The sequence below is a fragment of the Claveliimonas bilis genome, assembly GCF_030296775.1.
In the GTDB taxonomy this organism is placed as follows: Bacteria; Bacillota; Clostridia; order Lachnospirales; family Lachnospiraceae; genus Claveliimonas; species Claveliimonas bilis.
Map to the genome: position 1 here is coordinate 1,692,221 of NZ_AP027742.1, position 19,077 is coordinate 1,711,297.

General features: G+C 45.7%; 17 protein-coding genes. All 17 read left to right on the plus strand.

Translation table 11 applies throughout. The features are described 5' to 3' along the window. Window positions 1–6 precede the first annotated feature (6 nt). The 17 genes from R2J37_RS08285 (at window position 7) to R2J37_RS08365 (ending at window position 19,056) form a co-directional block, all read left to right on the plus strand. Window positions 7–642: a SpoIIIAH-like family protein gene (locus R2J37_RS08285; protein WP_316264494.1), complete on the plus strand. Its 636-nt coding sequence runs from the start codon at window positions 7–9 to the stop codon at window positions 640–642. Between the two features lie 78 nt (window positions 643–720). After that, the gene (locus R2J37_RS08290; protein ID WP_316264496.1) at window positions 721–1,440 is read left to right on the plus strand and encodes a lamin tail domain-containing protein; all 720 of its coding nucleotides are present in this window, start codon (window positions 721–723) and stop codon (window positions 1,438–1,440) included. A gap of 173 nt (window positions 1,441–1,613) precedes the next feature. After that, window positions 1,614–2,798, plus strand: coding sequence for a phosphopentomutase (locus tag R2J37_RS08295; protein WP_316264498.1), 1,185 nt, complete (start codon window positions 1,614–1,616; stop codon window positions 2,796–2,798). 4 nt (window positions 2,799–2,802) lie between these two features. Then, complete coding sequence (locus R2J37_RS08300; RefSeq protein ID WP_256194321.1) at window positions 2,803–4,407, plus strand: peptide chain release factor 3; 1,605 nt, start codon at window positions 2,803–2,805, stop codon at window positions 4,405–4,407. A 108-nt stretch (window positions 4,408–4,515) separates the two neighbouring features. Further along, window positions 4,516–4,899, plus strand: a complete 384-nt coding sequence (locus tag R2J37_RS08305; RefSeq protein ID WP_230106251.1) for an Asp23/Gls24 family envelope stress response protein — start codon at window positions 4,516–4,518, stop codon at window positions 4,897–4,899. Further along, window positions 4,900–5,298, plus strand: coding sequence for a transcription antitermination factor NusB (gene nusB, locus R2J37_RS08310; protein ID WP_230106250.1), 399 nt, complete (start codon window positions 4,900–4,902; stop codon window positions 5,296–5,298). It abuts the gene before it with no gap. A gap of 18 nt (window positions 5,299–5,316) precedes the next feature. After that, a complete protein-coding gene (xseA, locus tag R2J37_RS08315; protein WP_316264501.1) occupies window positions 5,317–6,543 on the plus strand; it encodes an exodeoxyribonuclease VII large subunit in 1,227 nt (408 codons plus the stop codon). Further along, window positions 6,530–6,763 (plus strand): exodeoxyribonuclease VII small subunit, encoded by a 234-nt coding sequence (gene xseB, locus R2J37_RS08320; protein WP_230106248.1) that lies wholly within the window; start codon window positions 6,530–6,532, stop codon window positions 6,761–6,763. Before xseA ends, xseB begins: the two co-directional genes overlap by 14 nt. Next, window positions 6,753–7,658: a polyprenyl synthetase family protein gene (locus tag R2J37_RS08325; protein WP_256194316.1), complete on the plus strand. Its 906-nt coding sequence runs from the start codon at window positions 6,753–6,755 to the stop codon at window positions 7,656–7,658. Before xseB ends, R2J37_RS08325 begins: the two co-directional genes overlap by 11 nt. Before the next feature lie 11 nt (window positions 7,659–7,669). Continuing rightward, window positions 7,670–9,556, plus strand: a complete 1,887-nt coding sequence (gene dxs / locus R2J37_RS08330; RefSeq protein ID WP_316264504.1) for a 1-deoxy-D-xylulose-5-phosphate synthase — start codon at window positions 7,670–7,672, stop codon at window positions 9,554–9,556. After that, entirely contained in the window at window positions 9,553–10,362 is an 810-nt protein-coding gene (locus R2J37_RS08335) for a TlyA family RNA methyltransferase (RefSeq protein WP_230106245.1), read from the plus strand. The genes dxs and R2J37_RS08335 overlap by 4 nt, the downstream gene beginning before the upstream one ends. A 38-nt stretch (window positions 10,363–10,400) precedes the next feature. Beyond that, entirely contained in the window at window positions 10,401–11,231 is an 831-nt protein-coding gene (locus tag R2J37_RS08340) for an NAD(+)/NADH kinase (protein WP_230106244.1), read from the plus strand. Window positions 11,232–11,235: 4 nt separating this feature from the next. Continuing rightward, window positions 11,236–11,685: an arginine repressor gene (gene argR, locus R2J37_RS08345; RefSeq protein ID WP_230106243.1), complete on the plus strand. Its 450-nt coding sequence runs from the start codon at window positions 11,236–11,238 to the stop codon at window positions 11,683–11,685. A gap of 18 nt (window positions 11,686–11,703) precedes the next feature. Beyond that, window positions 11,704–13,377: a DNA repair protein RecN gene (gene recN, locus R2J37_RS08350; protein WP_316264507.1), complete on the plus strand. Its 1,674-nt coding sequence runs from the start codon at window positions 11,704–11,706 to the stop codon at window positions 13,375–13,377. A 22-nt stretch (window positions 13,378–13,399) separates the two neighbouring features. Then, the gene (locus tag R2J37_RS08355) at window positions 13,400–15,922 is read left to right on the plus strand and encodes an FtsK/SpoIIIE family DNA translocase (protein WP_316264509.1); all 2,523 of its coding nucleotides are present in this window, start codon (window positions 13,400–13,402) and stop codon (window positions 15,920–15,922) included. Window positions 15,923–15,949: 27 nt separating this feature from the next. Then, window positions 15,950–17,620 carry a formate--tetrahydrofolate ligase gene (locus R2J37_RS08360; RefSeq protein WP_230106240.1) on the plus strand — a complete coding sequence of 557 codons (1,671 nt, stop codon included), beginning with the start codon at window positions 15,950–15,952 and terminating at the stop codon, window positions 17,618–17,620. A 155-nt stretch (window positions 17,621–17,775) separates the two neighbouring features. Then, entirely contained in the window at window positions 17,776–19,056 is a 1,281-nt protein-coding gene (locus R2J37_RS08365; RefSeq protein ID WP_316264511.1) for a chitobiase/beta-hexosaminidase C-terminal domain-containing protein, read from the plus strand. Window positions 19,057–19,077 lie beyond the last annotated feature (21 nt).

Below are 19,077 nucleotides of genomic sequence, written 5' to 3' on the forward strand. Positions count from 1 at the left end.
AGAAAAGTGAAAAAAATATTCAGAAAAAATCAGATTATTATTGCCGCACTTGCAGTTATGATCGCGGCCGCCGGATATCTTAATTATTCCGGGCGCCTTTTTGGCGAGAAAGATGATGCGGCACAGACCAGCGGCGAACTGGCAAACCAGGAACTTCTGGATATTTCAGAAGAAGATGTGACAGCAAATACAGAAGATATTGAAAGTCAGGATGGGGAAGCGGCAGATGACGGGACGGTGGAGGGTACGCCGGGAGAAGCGGTCCTTACCAGTGGAGAGACCAGCGCAGTCGTGGCGGAAGCTAAGGTCACAAGAGAACAGGTGAGGGCAAAGAATAAGGAAGATCTTCTGGCGATCATTGATAATCAAAGCTTAAGCGACGAACAAAAAACGGAAGCGGTAAATCAGATGGTTGAGATGACGGATCTGGCGGAAAAAGAAGCGGCGGCAGAGACATTGCTTGCATCCAAAGGGTTTTCAGAAGCTGTAGTAAGTCTGACTTCAGACAGCGCAGATGTTGTGGTGGATGCAGCGGAGCTTACTGACGCAAACCGGGCGCAGATCGAGGATATTATTACAAGAAAAACGGGAGTGGCCGCGCAGAATATTGTTATTACCCCGGTTCATGCTGAAGCGGAGTAAATTTTACAGAGATTTAACAGTGTGAACCCGGAGATTTCAAAAAGATAGTGTAAAATAGCAGCAAAGAAAAGGTTTCTAATGATGAATGAGAAGGGGATGAGCAAGATGACTTCAAAGGAAAATGCAGTTTTGAAAAAAGCAGCGTGGAAGCTTTTGTCAACAGCTGTTATTGCGCTAAGTCTGGCTGGAATGTACAGCCTTCAGTCAGATGGGGCAGAGAAGGAAAGTACGGTTGTCATTTCGAAATTTTACGGCGCTGGAGGTAAGGAAGGCGTATTTTCCAATGATTTTATAGAACTGTATAATCCGGGTACACAGGACATTTCTCTGGAAGGATACATATTGGGCTACAGTTCCGGAAGAATCGAAGGAATGGCGGGTTCAACCATAAGCAGCGACGGTATACGGGAAGAAAAATTTATTGATCTGGCAGGGACCATTCCGGCCGGAGGATATTATCTGATATGCGGAGAGGAAAACGCATGTCCAAATGAGGGATATCAGATTGAAAAATACAACCGCCAGTGGAAAGGGCTTATCATAGACAATCAGGCTACCGTAACAGTAAAGCTCTATAAAGGGAAAGAACCTGTAGATATGATTTCTACGGAAGGAAGCAGCTGCAAAGATATGATTTCCGAAAATACGATTGTAACAAGAAGCGGAAAACGAGGGACAGAAGATGCATACCTTGGAAGAATACGGACTTTTTACTGGAGCAATAAAGTGACAGGAGAGTACGAAAAGCAATATGAACCTTGCTGTTCTTATGGGGCGGCAGATGGTGAAGGAGTCTGAAGAACGCGAAAAAGCACCGGAGCATGGGATTTTGAAATGCCGGAAAGGCAGGGGCAGAATCCCATGCTCCGGTGCTTTTTTGCCTGCTTTCGGACGTTTATCTGCCGGAAATTCATTGAACCGGGCATATAAAAGGGGTATAATCAGAGCAGAAAATGCGGAGGAGCATAATTATGGGAAAAAGAGTATTTATTATTGTACTGGACAGTGTGGGAGCAGGGGAAGCGCCGGATGCAGCGGCATATGGAGATGAAGGCAGCAATACCCTTGGAACAGTGTCGAAACATCCGGCGTTTCATATGCCTTATGCAGAGGCGCTGGGACTGTCGTCTATCAGGGGGACAGGCATGAAGAAACGATCCGGGATCATTCCGGAAGGAGCATATGGGAAAATGCAGGAGGCGTCCTGCGGAAAAGATACTACAACAGGACATTGGGAGATCGCAGGGATTATTTCCACGCGTCCTCTGCCGGTGTATCCGGACGGATTTCCGGAAGATGTGATAAAGACTTTTGAGGAGAAGACCGGGCGGAAGGTGATCTGCAACCGTCCTTATTCCGGAACAGAGGTCATCAAAGATTACGGACGGGAGCATATGAAAAGCGGCGCTCTTATTGTCTATACATCAGCAGACAGTGTATTTCAGATTGCAGCTCATGAGGATATTGTTCCGACGGAAAAACTTTATGAATACTGCAGGATTGCAAGACAAATCTTAACTGGAGAGCATAATGTGGGACGGGTCATAGCAAGGCCTTTTACCGGAACCTGGCCTGATTTTGTCCGCACGGCCGGAAGACATGATTTTTCCGTACATCCTCCGAAAGATACAATGCTTACGTATATTCAGAAGGCGGGTATGGATGTGCTTTCCGTAGGAAAGATTATAGATATTTTTGCCGGAGAGGGGATTACAGAGGCACAGCGTACGGTCAGCAACCGGGACGGAATCGAAAAATTGCTTGCATATATGGAAAGAGATTTTACAGGACTTTGTTTTGTAAATCTTGTGGATTTTGATATGATATACGGACATCGAAATGATATAGAAGGATATGCAAAGGCTCTGTCGGAATTTGATACCTTTCTTCCGGAAATCCGAGGACGGATGAAAGAGGACGATCTTCTTATCATTACGGCTGACCACGGCTGTGATCCGGGAACGCCGTCCACGGATCATTCCAGAGAATACGTGCCTCTTTTGATAAGCGGGGAGCATGTCAGAAAAAATCATGATCTGGGAATCAGAAATACATTTGCAGATGTGGCTGCAACTGTGTTACACTATCTTGGTGTGCCGGGCAAGTTGGAAGGGACTTCCATGTGGCCGGAAATTGAGAAGAAAAACGGAGATTGAAACGATGTCAGAGTTAACAAAGGATATGAAAGAACAGATAAAGAGACGCCGGACGTTTGCCATTATCTCTCACCCGGATGCAGGTAAAACGACGTTGACGGAAAAATTCCTTCTATATGGAGGAGCCATCAATCAGGCAGGAAGTGTAAAAGGAAAGGCTACAGCAAAGCATGCGGTATCAGACTGGATGGAGATTGAAAAAGAGAGAGGAATCTCAGTTACTTCATCCGTTCTGCAGTTTGAGTACGACGGTTACTGTATCAATATTCTGGATACCCCGGGGCACCAGGATTTCTCGGAGGATACCTACCGTACATTGATGGCCGCTGATTCAGCGGTAATGGTGATTGATGCCTCCAAGGGCGTGGAGGCGCAGACAAGAAAGCTTTTTAAAGTATGTACCATGCGTCATATTCCTATTTTTACTTTCATTAATAAAATGGACCGAGAAGCGATGGACACTTTTGAGCTGCTGGACGATATTGAAAATGAACTTGGTATTGCAACCTGCCCGGTAAACTGGCCTATTGGATCAGGAAAGAACTTTAAAGGAGTCTATGACCGCGAAAAAAGAGAAGTAGAGCTTTTTTCCGACACGAAAAAAGGAACTGCCCAGGGGGAAGTTAAAAAGGTAAAGATCGATGATCCCGAGATTACATGGCTGATCGATGATTCCCAGAGACTTCAGTTGGAAGAAGAAATAGAGCTTCAGGATGGAGCAGGAGCTGCCTTTGACCAGGAGCTTGTGAGTAAAGGGGAACTGTCACCGGTATTTTTCGGCTCAGCGCTGACAAACTTCGGCGTAGAAACCTTTCTGCAGCATTTCCTGGCAATGACAAGTTCTCCGCTGCCCAGAATGTCAGATCAGGGAGAGATCGATCCTATGGAGGAAAAAGACTTTTCCGCATTTGTATTTAAAATCCAGGCGAATATGAATAAAGCTCACCGTGACCGTATTGCTTTCATGCGTATTTGTTCAGGAAAATTCGAAGCAGGCATGGAAGTGCAGCATATTCAGGGAGGCCGTAAGGTGCGCCTCTCCCAGCCGCAGCAGATGATGGCAAGCGAGAGAAAGATTATTGAAAATGCCTATGCAGGAGATATCATAGGAGTGTTCGATCCTGGAATCTTCTCCATTGGGGACACACTTACAGCATCCGATAAGAAAGCGGTCTATGAAGGAATCCCTACATTTGCGCCGGAACATTTCGCCAGAGTGCGTCAGGTGGATACTATGAAAAGAAAGCAGTTTATCAAAGGAATTTCCCAGATCGCACAGGAAGGAGCTATCCAGATTTTCCAGGAGTATAATACCGGAATGGAGGAAATCATTGTGGGCGTAGTAGGTGTCCTTCAGTTTGACGTTCTGAAATACCGGCTGGAGAATGAATACAAGGTGGAGATCCGGCTGGATCCCCTTCCATATGAGTATATCCGGTGGATCGAGAATGAAAATCTGGATCTGGACCGTCTGACGGGCACATCAGACATGAAGAAGATCAAAGACCTGAAGGATCGTCCTTTGCTCCTTTTTGTCAATGAGTGGAGTATCCGAATGACTCAGGACAGGAATGAAGGTCTGATCCTCTCCGAATTTGGCCGTTCCTGACAGGGACTTTGGAAAGAATATTGGCATTTGAATATAAATTTGTTATAATGTATATTACTAGTTGTAATGTGAGCCAAAAACAAAACGTGATAAATGGAGGGCAATAGAATGGGAAAAGAAGAAAGAAGTACCTATACAATAAAAGAGGATGAAAATCTCGGCGAAGTAAAGATTGCCGATGAAGTTGTTGCGATTATTGCAGGTCTTGCAGCCATGGAAGTAGAGGGAGTTGCTTCTATGTCCGGCAATGCAACAAAAGAGCTGATCAGCCGTCTTGGGATGAAATCCTTATCTAAAGGTGTGAAAGTAGATGTGCTGGAAGGAATTGTAACCGTATCACTGAAACTGAATCTTCAGTATGGTTACAATGTGCTGGAAGTTTCCGGCAAAGTGCAGGAGAAAGTAAAGACTGCAATTGAGAATATGACAGGTCTTACCGTGGCTGATGTCAATATTCGTGTTGCAGGAGTAGATATTCCGGAGGAAGTGTAAGTGAGAAGGTCAGAAGCAAGGGAACATATTTTCAAAATGGTGTTCGGACTGGAATTTAATGAAAAAGAAGAGATGCCGGAACAGGTAAGACTGTATTTTGAACAGCTTGAGCAGATGGAGGAGAAAGATAAAGAATACATTCAGAAGAAAGCGTGGGCTATAGCAGACCACAAGGATGAGATCGATACTCTGATCAATGAACATGCAAGCGGATGGAAGACAACACGAATGAACAAAGTGGATCTTACACTGCTTAGGCTGGCGGTCTATGAGATGAAATGGGATGATGATGTGCCCGTATCTGTTGCGATCAATGAGGCAGTGGAACTTGCAAAACGGTTTGGAGGAGAGGAAAGTCCCTCTTTTGTAAACGGTGTCCTTGCAAAGCTGGCGGTATAGCTGGAGGGTGTGTATATTATGGCGGGAAATGTGTACACAGTCGGACAGGTAAACGCATATATCCGTAATATGTTTACACAGGATTTTATGCTGAATCGGATCTACGTGAAAGGCGAGGTATCAAACTGTAAATATCATACGTCAGGCCATATATATTTTTCTCTGAAGGATGAGTCCGGAACGATTGCCTGTGTCATGTTCGCAGGGCAGCGGAGCGGGCTCTCTTTTCGTATGTCCGAAGGACAGCAGGTTATTGTGCTGGGGTCTGTCAGTGTTTATGAAAGAAACGGGACTTATCAGCTTTATGCAAAAGAAATCCGGCTGGACGGAGAGGGAGTCCTTTATGAAAGATTTCAGGCCTTGAAAAAGGAACTGGAAGAGATGGGGATGTTTGCAGAAGAATATAAAAAGCCGATACCGCCTTTTGCTATGCGGATCGGTGTAGTTACGGCTTCCACCGGAGCGGCCATCCGGGATATCATGAATATATCCTCAAGAAGGAATCCTTATGTACAGCTTCTTCTTTATCCGGCCCAGGTACAGGGGGAAGGTGCGGCAGAAAGCATTGTAAAAGGGATTTCTGTTTTGGAAAAAGCCGGAGTGGACGTAATGATCGTTGGCAGAGGCGGAGGTTCTATCGAGGACTTGTGGGCTTTTAATGAGGAGAGCGTGGCGAGGGCGATTTTCCATTGCAGCGTTCCTGTGATCTCGGCTGTAGGACATGAAACAGATACCACGATTGCCGATTTTGTGGCGGATCTTCGTGCGCCCACTCCATCGGCAGCTGCAGAGCTGGCTGTGTGGGATTACAGATTGTTTGCCGGGCAGATAGATGAATATGGCAGAAAGCTTAGAAAAAATATGGGACGTCAGCTGGAACTGGCTCGTCTGAAAAAAGACCAGTATGCGTCCAGATTAAAATATCTGCATCCGGGAGTAGCGTTGATCCAGAAAAAGCAGAGACTTGCAGATGCAGAAGATACGCTTCGGCAGCTTATGGAAAAGCGTATGGAGGGGAACCGTCATCGTCTGGCACTCTGTGCGGAGCGGATCAGAGGCCTTTCTCCGGTTGAAAAATTGGGAAAAGGCTTTGCCTATGTGGAACAGACAGAAAATGGAAAAAAAGCAGCCGTGAAAAGTGTATCGCAGGTGCGTCCCGGTCAGGAACTGTATGTTTATGTGACTGACGGCCAGATACATGTAAGAGCAGAAAAGATAAGGGAGGCGTCTTATGGACGAGAGTAATAAACAGATACAGCAGCCGGAAGAAGAGCGTACTCTGGAAGAGGAATTTCAGGAGCTGGAGCAGGTGCTGGAGGCAATGGAGCAGGAAGTGACGCTGGAGGAATCGTTCCGTCTTTATCACAGAGGAATTGATCTTCTGAAAGCCTGCAGTGATAAGATTGACCGTGTAGAAAAACAAATTCAGATATTGGATGAAGAAGGAGAAAGCCATGGATTCTGAACAGATGAAGTTTGAAAAAGCAAGGGAAGCAAAAGTGAAAGAGATCGAGGAGATTTTGCAGGCCTATCTTCCGAAGAAGGAAGGCTTCCAGAAAATCATTATGGAGGCTATGGAATACAGTCTGATGGCTGGTGGAAAAAGGATACGGCCTATGCTGATGCAGGAAATGTATCATCTTTTCGGCGGAAAGGAAAAGCTGATATATCCCTTTATGGCCGCGATTGAGATGATCCATACGTATTCTCTTGTCCATGACGATTTGCCGGCCATAGACAATGATGACTATCGTAGAGGGAGAAAGACAACCCATGTAGTTTATGGAGAAGATATGGGAATCCTTGCGGGAGATGCTCTTTTGAATTATGCTTTTGAAACGGCGGCTACCGCTTTTGCAGATTTCCCGGAGGACAGTCTTCTGATTGGAAAAGCAATGGGGATTCTTGCAAAAAAGGCAGGGATTTACGGGATGATCGGAGGTCAGGTGACGGATGTCAGGGAAACAGGCCATAAGCTGTCCAGGGAGAAGCTGGATTTCATTTATGCTCTGAAGACAGGGGCGCTGATCGAGTCATCCATGATGATTGGTGCTGTTCTTGCAGGCGCTTCGGAAGAAGAAATAAAGCAGGCGGAAAAAATAGCAGCAAAAACCGGTTTTGCTTTCCAGGTACAGGATGATATTTTGGATGTGACAAGTACCAGTGAGACTCTTGGCAAACCGGTGCATAGCGATGAAAAAAATGAAAAGACAACCTACGTAACATTGGTTGGAATAGAGGAAGCAAAAAAAATCGTAGAGAGGGAGTCTGAAGAAGCCATCAGGATACTTGAGACCCTTCCGGGGGAAAAAGGCTATCTTACCTGGCTTCTTGAGGAGCTTATCCATCGGGAAAAATAAGGAGCATTGCCATGCTGTTAGAGCGGATCGAAAAAGAAAATGATATTAAAGAATTAAATATGGAAGAGCTGGATCAGCTTGCCGGGGAAATCCGGGAATTTCTGATTCAGAAGATCAGTCTCACCGGGGGACATTTGGCTTCAAACTTAGGAGTTGTAGAGCTTACCATTGCCATGCACCGCGTTTTTACTTTGCCAAAAGACAAAATGATCTGGGATGTGGGGCATCAGTCTTACACCCATAAAATACTGACCGGGAGAAGAGCAGGATTTGACGCACTGCGAAAATACGGAGGGATGAGCGGATTCCCTAAAAGGAAAGAAAGTCCCTGTGATGCCTTTGATACCGGACACAGTTCTACATCCATATCGGCAGGTCTTGGCTATGTAGAGGCAAGAGATCTTAAGGGTGAAGACTACAGTGTGATTTCTGTGATTGGCGACGGAGCCATGACAGGCGGTATGGCTTACGAGGCGCTGAATAATGCGGCGCATCTTAAAACGAATTTTATTATTGTTCTCAATGATAACTACATGTCCATTTCAGAAAATGTGGGAGGCATGTCCAATTATCTTGCGCAGCTTCGGACAGCTGATTTCTATACGGGACTGAAAAAGGGAGTCACAAACGCTCTTCATAAAATTCCCACAGTGGGCGATCATATGATTGAGCAGATCAGGAGAACAAAGAGCAGCATCAAACAGCTTGTGGTTCCCGGGATGCTTTTTGAAGATATGGGAATTACTTATCTTGGACCGATCCCGGGGCATGATATCGGTATGCTCTGCCGGGCTTTCCGGGAAGCAAAGAAAGTAGAAGGGCCCGTCCTTCTCCATGTTCTGACTCAGAAAGGAAAAGGCTATGCGCCGGCAGAGAAGGATCCATCCCGGTTCCATGGAACAGGACCCTTTGACATCAGTACCGGAGAGCCGCTGCAGAAAGCATCCAAAGATACATATACCGATATTTTTTCTAAGGTAATCTGTGATATCGGGAAACATGATCCGAATGTAGCGGTCATTACGGCGGCTATGGCAGACGGCACAGGACTTTCGGCATTTGCCAGATATTTCCCGAAGCGGTTCTTTGATGTTGGTATCGCCGAGGGACATGGCGTTACATTTGCAGCCGGACTGGCAGCCGGAGGCATGCATCCGGTATTTGCAGTATATTCCTCCTTTCTGCAGAGGGGGTACGACCAGCTGATCCATGATGTAGGGCTTCAGAATCTTCCGGTAGTTTTGGCAGTAGACCGGGCAGGTCTGGTGGGAAGTGACGGTGAGACCCATCAGGGAATCTTTGATCTGTCTTATCTTGGAGGGATTCCTAATATGACGGTCATTTCCCCTAAAAATCGATGGGAGCTTGCCGATATGCTAAGGTTTGCTGTGCAATTTGACGGCCCTGTTGCAATACGCTATCCACGAGGCACAGCTTATGACGGCTATGAAAAATACCGCGCCCCAATCTGTTATGGGAAAAGCGAAGTGATCTATGAAGAAGAAGGCATTGCTTTGATCAGTGTGGGACATATGTTTGAGGAGGCTGAAAAAACCCGGAGAGCTATCAAAAAGATCGGCTATAACTGCAGCCTTATAAACGCAAGGTTTGTAAAGCCTCTTGACGGGGAAATGATCGATGAGCTCTCGAAGACTCATCGTTTGATCGTAACAATTGAAGAAAATATCCTGTGCGGCGGCTTTGGCGAGCGGGTATCGGATTATGTTCTGAAAAATCATATTCCGGTGCAGGTGCTTAGCCTGGCTTTGCCGGATGATTATATTGAACATGGAAGCGTGGATCTCCTTCGTCGGGAGGTGCTTCTGGATGCCGATTCTATGACAAAGAGGATCGTGACAGAATATGTTCAGCTTCAGCAGGAAGAGGAGAGAAAATGAAAGAACGCTTGGATGTTTTACTTGTAAAAAGAAATCTTGCCGAATCGAGGGAGAAGGCTAAGGCCGTTATTATGTCCGGAAATGTATTTGTAGACGGACAGAGGGAGGATAAGGCCGGTGCCTCCTTTTCCGAGGAAGTGCAGATTGAGGTAAAAGGAAATACGCTTCCCTATGTAAGCAGAGGGGGATTGAAGCTGGAAAAGGCTATGGCTAATTTTGATGTTTCTGTGGAAGGGAAAGTCTGTACAGATGTAGGTTCTTCTACAGGAGGATTTACGGACTGTATGCTGCAGAACGGAGCGAGAAAGGTGTATGCCATTGACGTGGGGAGAGGTCAGCTTGCCTGGAAGCTTCGGCAGGATGAGCGGGTTGTCTGCATGGAAAAAACAAATATCCGTTATGTGACGCCGGAAGATTTGGGAGAAAGAATAGACTTTTCGTCTATTGATGTATCTTTTATTTCCCTTACGAAAGTGCTTGAGCCGATCCGGAATTATCTTCAGGAAAACGGGCAGATTGTGGCTCTTATTAAGCCGCAGTTTGAAGCCGGACGGGAGAAAGTCGGAAAGAAAGGCGTTGTCAGGGAAGCGTCTACTCATGAAGAAGTAATAGAAAAAGTGATCGATTATGCAAAGTCTATTGGATTTAACGTATTGAATCTGGAATTTTCTCCAATTAAAGGACCGGAAGGAAATATCGAATATCTGGTTCATCTGGAGAAATGTCCGGAGGGAGAAGGAAAAGTGGCAGAGGGAATTTCTATTGACCAGACAGTTTCAGAAGCCTTTCATCAGCTGGCAAAATAGGATACGGCAAATAGAAGGAAAAGATAGTGAGGTAAAAAATGGAACGGTTTTATATAGTCACCAATGACGGAAAAGACAAAGACAGGAAAATAACGAGGCATATTTGTGATATACTGAAAAGGGCCGGAAAAACATGTCTTTTAGCACAGAAAGATGAAAAGAAAAATATCATACCGGACACAGTTCCCCGGGAGCTGGACTGCGCCATTGTTATCGGTGGGGATGGAAGCCTGATAGAAGTGGCAAGACTGGTAAAAAGCGAAATTCCTATACTTGGCATTAATATGGGCACTTTAGGCTATCTTACGGAAGTGGAGATTTCTGATCTGGACGAGGCTATTGGGAAAATCCTGGATGGAAATTACCAGATTGAAAGCCGGATGATGCTGGAGGGGAGTTTTGAAAAAGCAGACAGCGACATTGCCCTCAATGACATTGTAGTTTCCAGGAAAGGAGACCTTCGGGTCATCCATTTCAATATCTATGTGGATGGCGCTTTTTTAAATTCTTATGAGGCTGACGGTATGATCGTATCGACGCCCACAGGGTCTACGGCGTATAATCTGTCTGCAGGAGGTCCGATTGTAGAACCGACGGCATCCATGATCGTTCTGACCCCTATCTGTTCTCATGCTCTCAATACCAGCAGTATCGTTCTTCCGGCAGAAGATGAGATTGTTATTGAGATAGGAGAAGGACGAAACGGGAGAGAAGAAGAGGTTTTTGTTACCTTTGACGGAGCAGATGTGGTAGAATTGAGAACGGGAGATAAAGTGACTATTACAAAATCCCAACATGAGACAAAGCTCATGAAATTGAGCAAAGTCAGCTTTTTGGAAATATTACGCAGGAAAATGAAAGGAAACTAGCACAATGAAAATCAACCGACATGCGAAGATTGTGGAACTGATCAATAAACACCGCATTGAAACGCAGGAAGAACTGGCGGAATATCTGAATAAAGAGGGATTTAAAGTAACCCAGGCTACAGTTTCAAGGGATATTCGTGACCTGAAGCTTACAAAAGTACCTACTGACGATGGAAAGCAAAGATATGCTGTCCACCAGAAGGATGAATCAGAAATGAGTGAAAAATATATCCGTGTTCTGAAAGATGGTTTTGTTTCCATGGATATGGCACAGAATATTTTAGTGATCAAGACAGTCTCCGGTATGGCGAGTGCTGTGTGCGCCGCTCTGGATGCAATGAGATGGAATGAAATCGTAGGCAGTATTGCTGGAGATGACACGATCATGTGTGCCATCCGCAGTGTGGAAGATACTGTCAGCGTTATGGATAAAATCAGTAAGATTGTTTTATAAGGGCACTTAGGAGGACATATGTTACAGAATCTGCATGTGAAAAACCTGGCTCTGATCGATGAAATTGAAGTGGATTTCAAAGAAGGGCTGAACATACTGACAGGGGAGACCGGAGCGGGAAAATCTATTATTCTTGGTTCGGTCAGCCTTGCGCTTGGAGCCCGGTATTCGACAGATATTTTAAGAAAGGGTGCACAGTATGGTTTTGTGGAACTGACCTTTTCAATAGAAAATGAAAAACAGGAAAAGCAGCTGAACAAACTGGATATCTATCCGGAAGAGGGAGAAGTGGTGCTTAGCAGACGCTTAATGGAAGGCAGGAGTACCAGCAAGATCAATGGTGAGACAGTGCCGATCTCCCTTCTGAAAGAAGCGGCCGGCATTCTGATCGATATACACGGACAGCACGAGCATCAGTCTCTTCTCTACAAGAAAAAACAGCTGGAAATCCTGGACAATTTTGCAGCGGACAAGATTCAAAAGACAGCAGAGCAGGTAAAAGCTGCCTATGCGGAATACAAAAAATGGAAAAAAGAGCTTGAACAGGCGGACAAAGATGAAGCAGAGCGTGCAAAGGAACTCTCCTTTCTGGAATTTGAAATAAAAGAGATTACTGAGGCAGGGCTTAGAAAAGGTGAGGATGAGGAACTGGAGGAAGCCTACCGCCGCATGGTAAACAGCCAGAAAATCGTAGCGGGAGTAAACGAGGCTCACGGTCACACAAGTGAGAGCAGTGACAGTGCCAGCGAATCCATCAGCAGAGCGATCCGCTGCCTGGCTGATGCGGCAGGAATGGATGAACAGGCCGGCGGCCTGTACGAACAGCTGATAGAGATTGACAGTTTATTAAATGATTTTAACTGGGAACTTTCTGCCTACAGTAAGAGCCTGGATTTTTCAGAAGAAGAGTTTGCACAGACGGAAGAGAGGCTCAATGAAATTAACCGGCTGAAAATAAAATACGGAAACAGTATTGAAGAAATTCAGACCTACTGCAAAGAGAAGGAAGAACGGCTTAAAGTATTAAATGACTATGACTGTTATCTGGAACAGTTAAGGAGCAGCCTCCAAAAAGCGGAAGATGAATTGGATAAGCAGACAAAGAAGCTGACAGATTTGCGGCAAAAGGAAAGCGCCGTTTTTGCAAAAAAAATCCAGGGAGGACTTAAGGATCTTAATTTTGCAAATGTACAGTTTGAGATTGCTTTTGACCTTCTTCCGGAGTATACTTCATCCGGAAGAGATGATGTGGAATTTATGATATCCATGAATCCGGGAGAGCCGGTCAAACCGCTTTCGGAAGTGGCGTCAGGAGGAGAACTTTCCAGGATTATGCTGGCCATCAAGACAGTTATGGCGGATAAAGATGAAATCCCCACATTGATTTTTGATGAAATTGATGTAGGGATCAGCGGACGCACGGCACAGAAAGTTTCGGAGAAAATGGCGGTAATAGGCAGAAGCCATCAGGTAATCTGCATTACCCATCTTGCACAGATCGCTGCCATGGCAGACGCTCATTATGTGATTGAAAAGACGGTGGAAAATGAAAGGACAAGGACAGGCATCCGTCTGCTAAGCAATGAGGAATCTGTGGATGAACTGGCAAGGATTCTCGGAGGTGCAAAGATTACCGAGGCTGTCCGTGAAAATGCAAGAGAAATGAAAGAACTCGCAAAAAGCTCACATTGATAAATTGATAAGGGGGAACATTATGGCTTCAAAGACGGGAAACAGGCGAAAGAAAAGCCCGACGAAAAAAAAGAAGAACGTACAGCAGAGCTTTGTGGCTGATGAAATTACCATATGGCTCACACTTGCAGTCAGTATTCTTCTGCTTTTAAGCAATTTTGGCCTGGGAGGATTTGCAGGGGAGGCAGTCTCTTCCTTTTTGTATGATCTGTTTGGTTACGGTGCTTATTTAATGCCCTTTCTTTTGTTTGGGGGCGTTGCTTTTACAGTTTCCAATAAAGGAAACAGGAGTGCTTATATAAAGACCGGGGCAGCAACTATGCTTTTTATCCTGATCTGCACCTTTCTGGAACTTCTGGTGTTGGAAGGCGGAATGCTCGGCACCTTTCTGGCGGGGATTCTCACTCCGGCCATCGGTACAGCAGGAACTTATGTTGTTGTAATTATTCTGATGATCATCTGTATGGTGATCATTACAGGAAAATCTGCTCTGAAAGGTGTAACGGAGCGGGGAGGACAGGCGTACGGCAGAGCGCGGGAGGATGCGGCGCGGCGCCGGGAACTTCACGAGACCCGTCGCCTTAATCGGATCAAGGAGGAAGAAAAGGAAATTGAAAAAGCCCGAAAAGCCGGACTTCTTGATGCAAAAGCAGAGAAGAAAAAAGAAGAGAAAAGTGAAGCAAAAAGAAAGGACAGACTGGTATCAGGGGTATCTTTCGATACAACATTAAAAGATGCCAAGAAGTCTCCTGATCTTAGAGAACTTACACCGGAGGAAGAACCGGCGCCGACAGAAAATATCCGGGAAGAAGAGCCGCAGTTTGTCATTAACCGCGCCACAGTTCCGGATATTCCCGATGAAGAATTACTGCCGGACAGTGAAGAAATCCCGGCACCGGAGACGGCAAAAGCGGAGCCATTGGAAGAGCAGATTTTGGTTCCGGCGCCGGCAGAGGAAAACAGAGGGAAGAAAACAAAAATGGGAGCAGCGGCTGTGGCGGATGAGGCGGCTATGGTGAGTCAGGCAGTCGAAGCGGCGGAGGCGAAGCCGAAAAAGGTCTACAAGATTCCGCCTCTTTCCCTTCTTACACGAGGGAAAAAAGGAGGGGGAGATTCCGATGCTCACCTTAGGGAGACAGCCCGTAAGCTTCAGGAGACGCTCCACAGCTTTGGAGTCAATGTAACCATTACCAATGTAAGCTGCGGACCTTCGGTAACCCGCTATGAAATGCAGCCGGAACAGGGGGTAAAAGTCAGCAAGATCGTAGGGCTCACTGATGATATCAAGCTCAATCTGGCAGCGGCGGATATACGGATCGAGGCGCCCATTCCAGGGAAAGCAGCTGTTGGGATCGAGGTGCCAAATAAAGAAAACGCAGTGGTAAATTTAAGGGATCTGCTGGAATCTGAAGAATTTAAGAACAGCAGTTCCAAACTGGCATTTGCGGCAGGAAGAGATATTGCGGGAAAAGCAGTGGTGACAGACATTGCAAAAATGCCTCACCTACTGGTGGCGGGAGCTACAGGATCAGGAAAATCTGTCTGCATTAATACGTTGATCATGAGTATTTTGTATAAGGCGACTCCGGATGAAGTAAAGCTGATCATGGTTGACCCGAAAGTGGTGGAGCTTAGCGTGTACAACGGCATTCCCCATCTGATGATCCCGGTTGTGACAGATCCCAAGAAGGCAGCCGGGGCACTCAACTGGGCAGTCGCGGAAATGACAAAGCGTTATCAGCTGTTTGCACAGTATAATGTCCGGGATCTGAAAGGATTTAATGAAAAGGCAGAGGCCGCAGAAAAGGCAAGACATTCGGAAGAAGAGGATATTCCAAAGAAAATGCCGCAGATTGTTATTATCGTGGATGAGCTTGCAGACCTTATGATGGTTGCACCGGGCGAAGTGGAAGAGGCAATCTGCCGTCTGGCACAGCTTGCAAGAGCGGCCGGCATTCACCTTGTCCTTGCAACGCAGAGACCTTCTGTCAACGTCATTACCGGTCTGATCAAGGCGAATATGCCGTCGCGGATTGCATTTTCTGTATCTTCAGGTGTGGATTCACGTACGATCATCGACATGAACGGAGCTGAGAAACTCCTTGGAAAAGGTGATATGCTGTTCTATCCATCCGGATATCAGAAGCCGGCCAGAGTGCAGGGGGCATTTGTATCTGACAAAGAAGTACAGAATGTGGTAGAATATCTGAAAAAGCAAAATGGGGAAGCCGCCTACAACGAAGAGGTCGTAACTCATGTAAATACCAGTGCGGCCGGAGTTTCATCCGGAGGAGGCATTGCCGGATCGTCAGAGGAAGAAGAAAGAGATGTTCATTTTGTAGAGGCGGGAAAACTGATCATTGAAAAAGAAAAAGCATCTATCGGTATGCTGCAGCGCGCTTTTAAAATAGGATTCAACCGGGCGGCCCGCATTATGGATCAGCTCTGCGAGGCAGGCGTAGTCGGTGCGGAAGAAGGTACAAAGCCAAGGAAGGTATTAATGTCAATGGAAGAATTTGAACAGTTCATTGATGAATACATATAAAGAATAAAGGAAAGGACGGGAAGGGAAATGAAAACAGATATTCAGATTGCGCAGGAAGCGCAGATGGCTCACATCAAAGAAGTAGCAGCATCCATAGGGATTCAGGAGGAAGATCTGGAGTTTTATGGCAAATATAAGGCAAAGCTTTCAGATGAACTGTGGGAAAAAATAAAGGATAAAAAAGACGGGAAGCTGGTTCTTGTTACAGCGATCAATCCCACTCCGGCAGGGGAAGGTAAGACAACCACTACAGTCGGACTTGGACAGGCAATGGCAAAGCTTGGGAAAAAAGCGCTGATTGCCCTTAGAGAACCATCTCTTGGACCGTGTTTTGGAATCAAGGGAGGCGCAGCAGGCGGAGGATATGCTCAGGTTGTGCCGATGGAAGATCTGAATCTGCATTTCACTGGAGATTTCCACGCGATCACATCCGCCAACAATCTTTTGGCGGCGCTTTTGGACAATCATATCCAGCAGGGAAATGAGCTTGGTATTGATCCGAGACAGGTTGTGTGGAAACGCTGTCTGGATATGAATGACAGATCTCTTAGAAATATAGTGGTAGGATTGGGGAAGAAGACAGATGGAATGGTAAGAGAGGATCATTTTGTCATCACTGTCGCTTCTGAAATTATGGCAATCCTTTGTCTTGCTGATGACATTTTTGATCTGAAAAAGAGACTTGGCAAAATCATTGTAGCCTACAACTTCAAAGGCGAACCTGTTACGGCAGATGACCTTCACGCCACAGGAGCCATGACCGCCCTTTTGAAAGATGCCATTAAACCCAATTTGATTCAGACGCTGGAACATACGCCGGCTCTGGTTCATGGAGGGCCTTTTGCCAATATTGCACATGGCTGCAACAGTGTACGTGCCACAAAAATGGCGCTGAAACTGAGTGATATCACGATCACAGAGGCAGGATTCGGAGCAGATCTGGGAGCTGAAAAATTCATGGATATTAAGTGCCGGAAAGCAGGACTTTCTCCGGATGCAGTAGTTTTAGTTGCAACTGTGCGTGCTTTGAAGTATAATGGAGGAGTTGCAAAGGATAAACTTTCAGAAGAAAATCTGGAAGCCCTTGCAAAAGGAATTGTAAATCTTGAAAAACATATTGAAAATATTCAGAAATACGATGTTCCTGTTATCGTAACACTCAATTCCTTTGTGACAGATACAGAGGCTGAAAACGAATTTATCCGTCATTTCTGCGAAGAGAGAGGATGTGAATTTGCTCTTTCTGAAGTATGGGAGAAAGGCGGAGATGGAGGTGTTCAGCTGGCAGAAAAAGTACTGGATACACTGGAGAAGAAAGAAAGTCATTTCCATCCATTATATAAAGACGAATTATCTTTGAAAGAAAAAATTGAGACAATCGCCAAAGAAATCTATGGAGCAAGAGGAGTTATTTACGAGCCGACGGCGGAAAAACAGCTTGCCAAAATTGAAAATATGGGCTTTGGCGAACTTCCGGTCTGTATGGCAAAGAATCAATATTCACTGTCAGACGATGCAACAAAACTCGGAAGGCCGACGGACTTTGATATACACATTCGCGAAGTATATGTGAGCGCCGGCGCCGGATTCGTTGTTGCTTTAACTGGCGCGATCATGACAATGCCGGGACTTCCAAAAGTACCTGCTGCAAATGGAATCGATGTATCAGATGAGGGGAATATCACAGGACTGTTCTAAGGAGAGAGGAATATGCCCCGAATGACAGGCAGAATAGGAAAAAAAATATCAGTAAACAGTAACCAGAAACAATATCATACACGACTTGGCAGGCAGGGGGAGAATGCCTGCCTTGTTGGCGTACTTCGGAATAAATTAACAGGGGGTATCGGACGATGAAATGCAGATACTGCGGATGCGAAATCCCATCTGGGGAGTTGTATTGCCCGGAGTGCGGAGAAGAAGTACAGATTGTGCCGGACTATAATCCGTTAGATGATGTGCTTGCCGCACAGGTGAAAGGGGCAATTGATGGCAGTGAACGTCCCTTGGACGACTATGATTATGAGGAATATCATACAGCCAGTATACAGGGAAGGCGGAAAAGTTCCGCGCAAAGAGAAAGAAATGGAGCAAGGGAGAGGAGAGACTCCAGAGAAAATACGTTGACGCGGAATACATCTTCCGGAAGAAGAACCGGAAGGACTTCCGTTGACCCGGCGTTGGAAAGGGAGAGAAGAAAACGTCAGGCAGAAAGGAAAAGAGCCAAGAAAAAAAAGCTTAGAAGAAAAATTATCATTTTGCTTATCCTGTTTTTTGTTGCGGTAGGAGCAGGTATCTTCTTTCTGTATCAAAATTCCTATGCAGGACAGGTGCGGAAAGGAGAAAAGGCAGCGTCAGAGAAAAATTATGACGAGGCGGAAAGATATTATAAGAACGCAATAGAAAAATCACCAGAAAGGGCGGAAGCATATACCGGTCTTGCGGATGTTTATATGGCGCAGGATGAACAGGAAACAGCAGAGGAAATGTTCCTTAACGCTATTGACAGTAATCCGTCAGAATCACAAATTTATGAAGCTGCCATTCAGTTTTATATTGATACCAAGCAGCCCCAGGAAGCTTCAGTGATTTTGGAGGACGCCGAAGACAGTGTGCGTGAGGATTTAAGTAAATATATTTCAGATGCGCCTTCCTTCAGCCTTGATGATTCAGAAGTATTTGAGGATGTGCAGCAGCTGACACTGGAATCCGATGGAGAAGCAATCTATTATACAACAGATGGAACAGAACCGACGACTTCCAGTACGAAATACAGTGAACCGATCCAGATTTCAGAAGGAACAACGACGATATCGGCAATTTCCGTGAACAAAGAAGGGATTCCAAGCCTTGCTGAAACAAAAGAATACACAGTTGAACTTCCTATTGAGGATGCCCCGGCAGTTTCGCCATCGACAGGACAGTATGACGAACCGACACAGATCGTGATCCAGGTTCCGGAAGGTTACACGGCATATTATACGACAGATAAAAGTAATCCAACAGAGAACTCAACGCAGTATACAGGACCTATCGACATGCCACAGGGAAGTACGATTTTCAAGGCAGTGCTCGTTAATGGAAAAGGCAGGCTTACAGCTGTTACTACAAGGAACTATGAACTGGTTTATTAAATTTATCTCCTTTTTTTAAAA

Bases quoted from the DNA above. Each gene is read 5' to 3' on its own strand.
- R2J37_RS08290 (WP_316264496.1), top strand. From the start codon at position 721: ATGATGAATGAGAAGGGGATGAGCAAGATGACTTCAAAGGAAAATGCA.
- R2J37_RS08295 (WP_316264498.1), top strand. From the start codon at position 1,614: ATGGGAAAAAGAGTATTTATTATTGTACTGGACAGTGTGGGAGCAGGG.
- R2J37_RS08300 (WP_256194321.1), top strand. From the start codon at position 2,803: ATGTCAGAGTTAACAAAGGATATGAAAGAACAGATAAAGAGACGCCGG.
- R2J37_RS08305 (WP_230106251.1), top strand. From the start codon at position 4,516: ATGGGAAAAGAAGAAAGAAGTACCTATACAATAAAAGAGGATGAAAAT.
- xseA (WP_316264501.1), top strand. From the start codon at position 5,317: ATGGCGGGAAATGTGTACACAGTCGGACAGGTAAACGCATATATCCGT.
- xseB (WP_230106248.1), top strand. From the start codon at position 6,530: ATGGACGAGAGTAATAAACAGATACAGCAGCCGGAAGAAGAGCGTACT.
- R2J37_RS08325 (WP_256194316.1), top strand. From the start codon at position 6,753: ATGGATTCTGAACAGATGAAGTTTGAAAAAGCAAGGGAAGCAAAAGTG.
- dxs (WP_316264504.1), top strand. From the start codon at position 7,670: ATGCTGTTAGAGCGGATCGAAAAAGAAAATGATATTAAAGAATTAAAT.
- R2J37_RS08335 (WP_230106245.1), top strand. From the start codon at position 9,553: ATGAAAGAACGCTTGGATGTTTTACTTGTAAAAAGAAATCTTGCCGAA.
- R2J37_RS08340 (WP_230106244.1), top strand. From the start codon at position 10,401: ATGGAACGGTTTTATATAGTCACCAATGACGGAAAAGACAAAGACAGG.
- argR (WP_230106243.1), top strand. From the start codon at position 11,236: ATGAAAATCAACCGACATGCGAAGATTGTGGAACTGATCAATAAACAC.
- recN (WP_316264507.1), top strand. From the start codon at position 11,704: ATGTTACAGAATCTGCATGTGAAAAACCTGGCTCTGATCGATGAAATT.
- R2J37_RS08355 (WP_316264509.1), top strand. From the start codon at position 13,400: ATGGCTTCAAAGACGGGAAACAGGCGAAAGAAAAGCCCGACGAAAAAA.
- R2J37_RS08360 (WP_230106240.1), top strand. From the start codon at position 15,950: ATGAAAACAGATATTCAGATTGCGCAGGAAGCGCAGATGGCTCACATC.
- R2J37_RS08365 (WP_316264511.1), top strand. From the start codon at position 17,776: ATGAAATGCAGATACTGCGGATGCGAAATCCCATCTGGGGAGTTGTAT.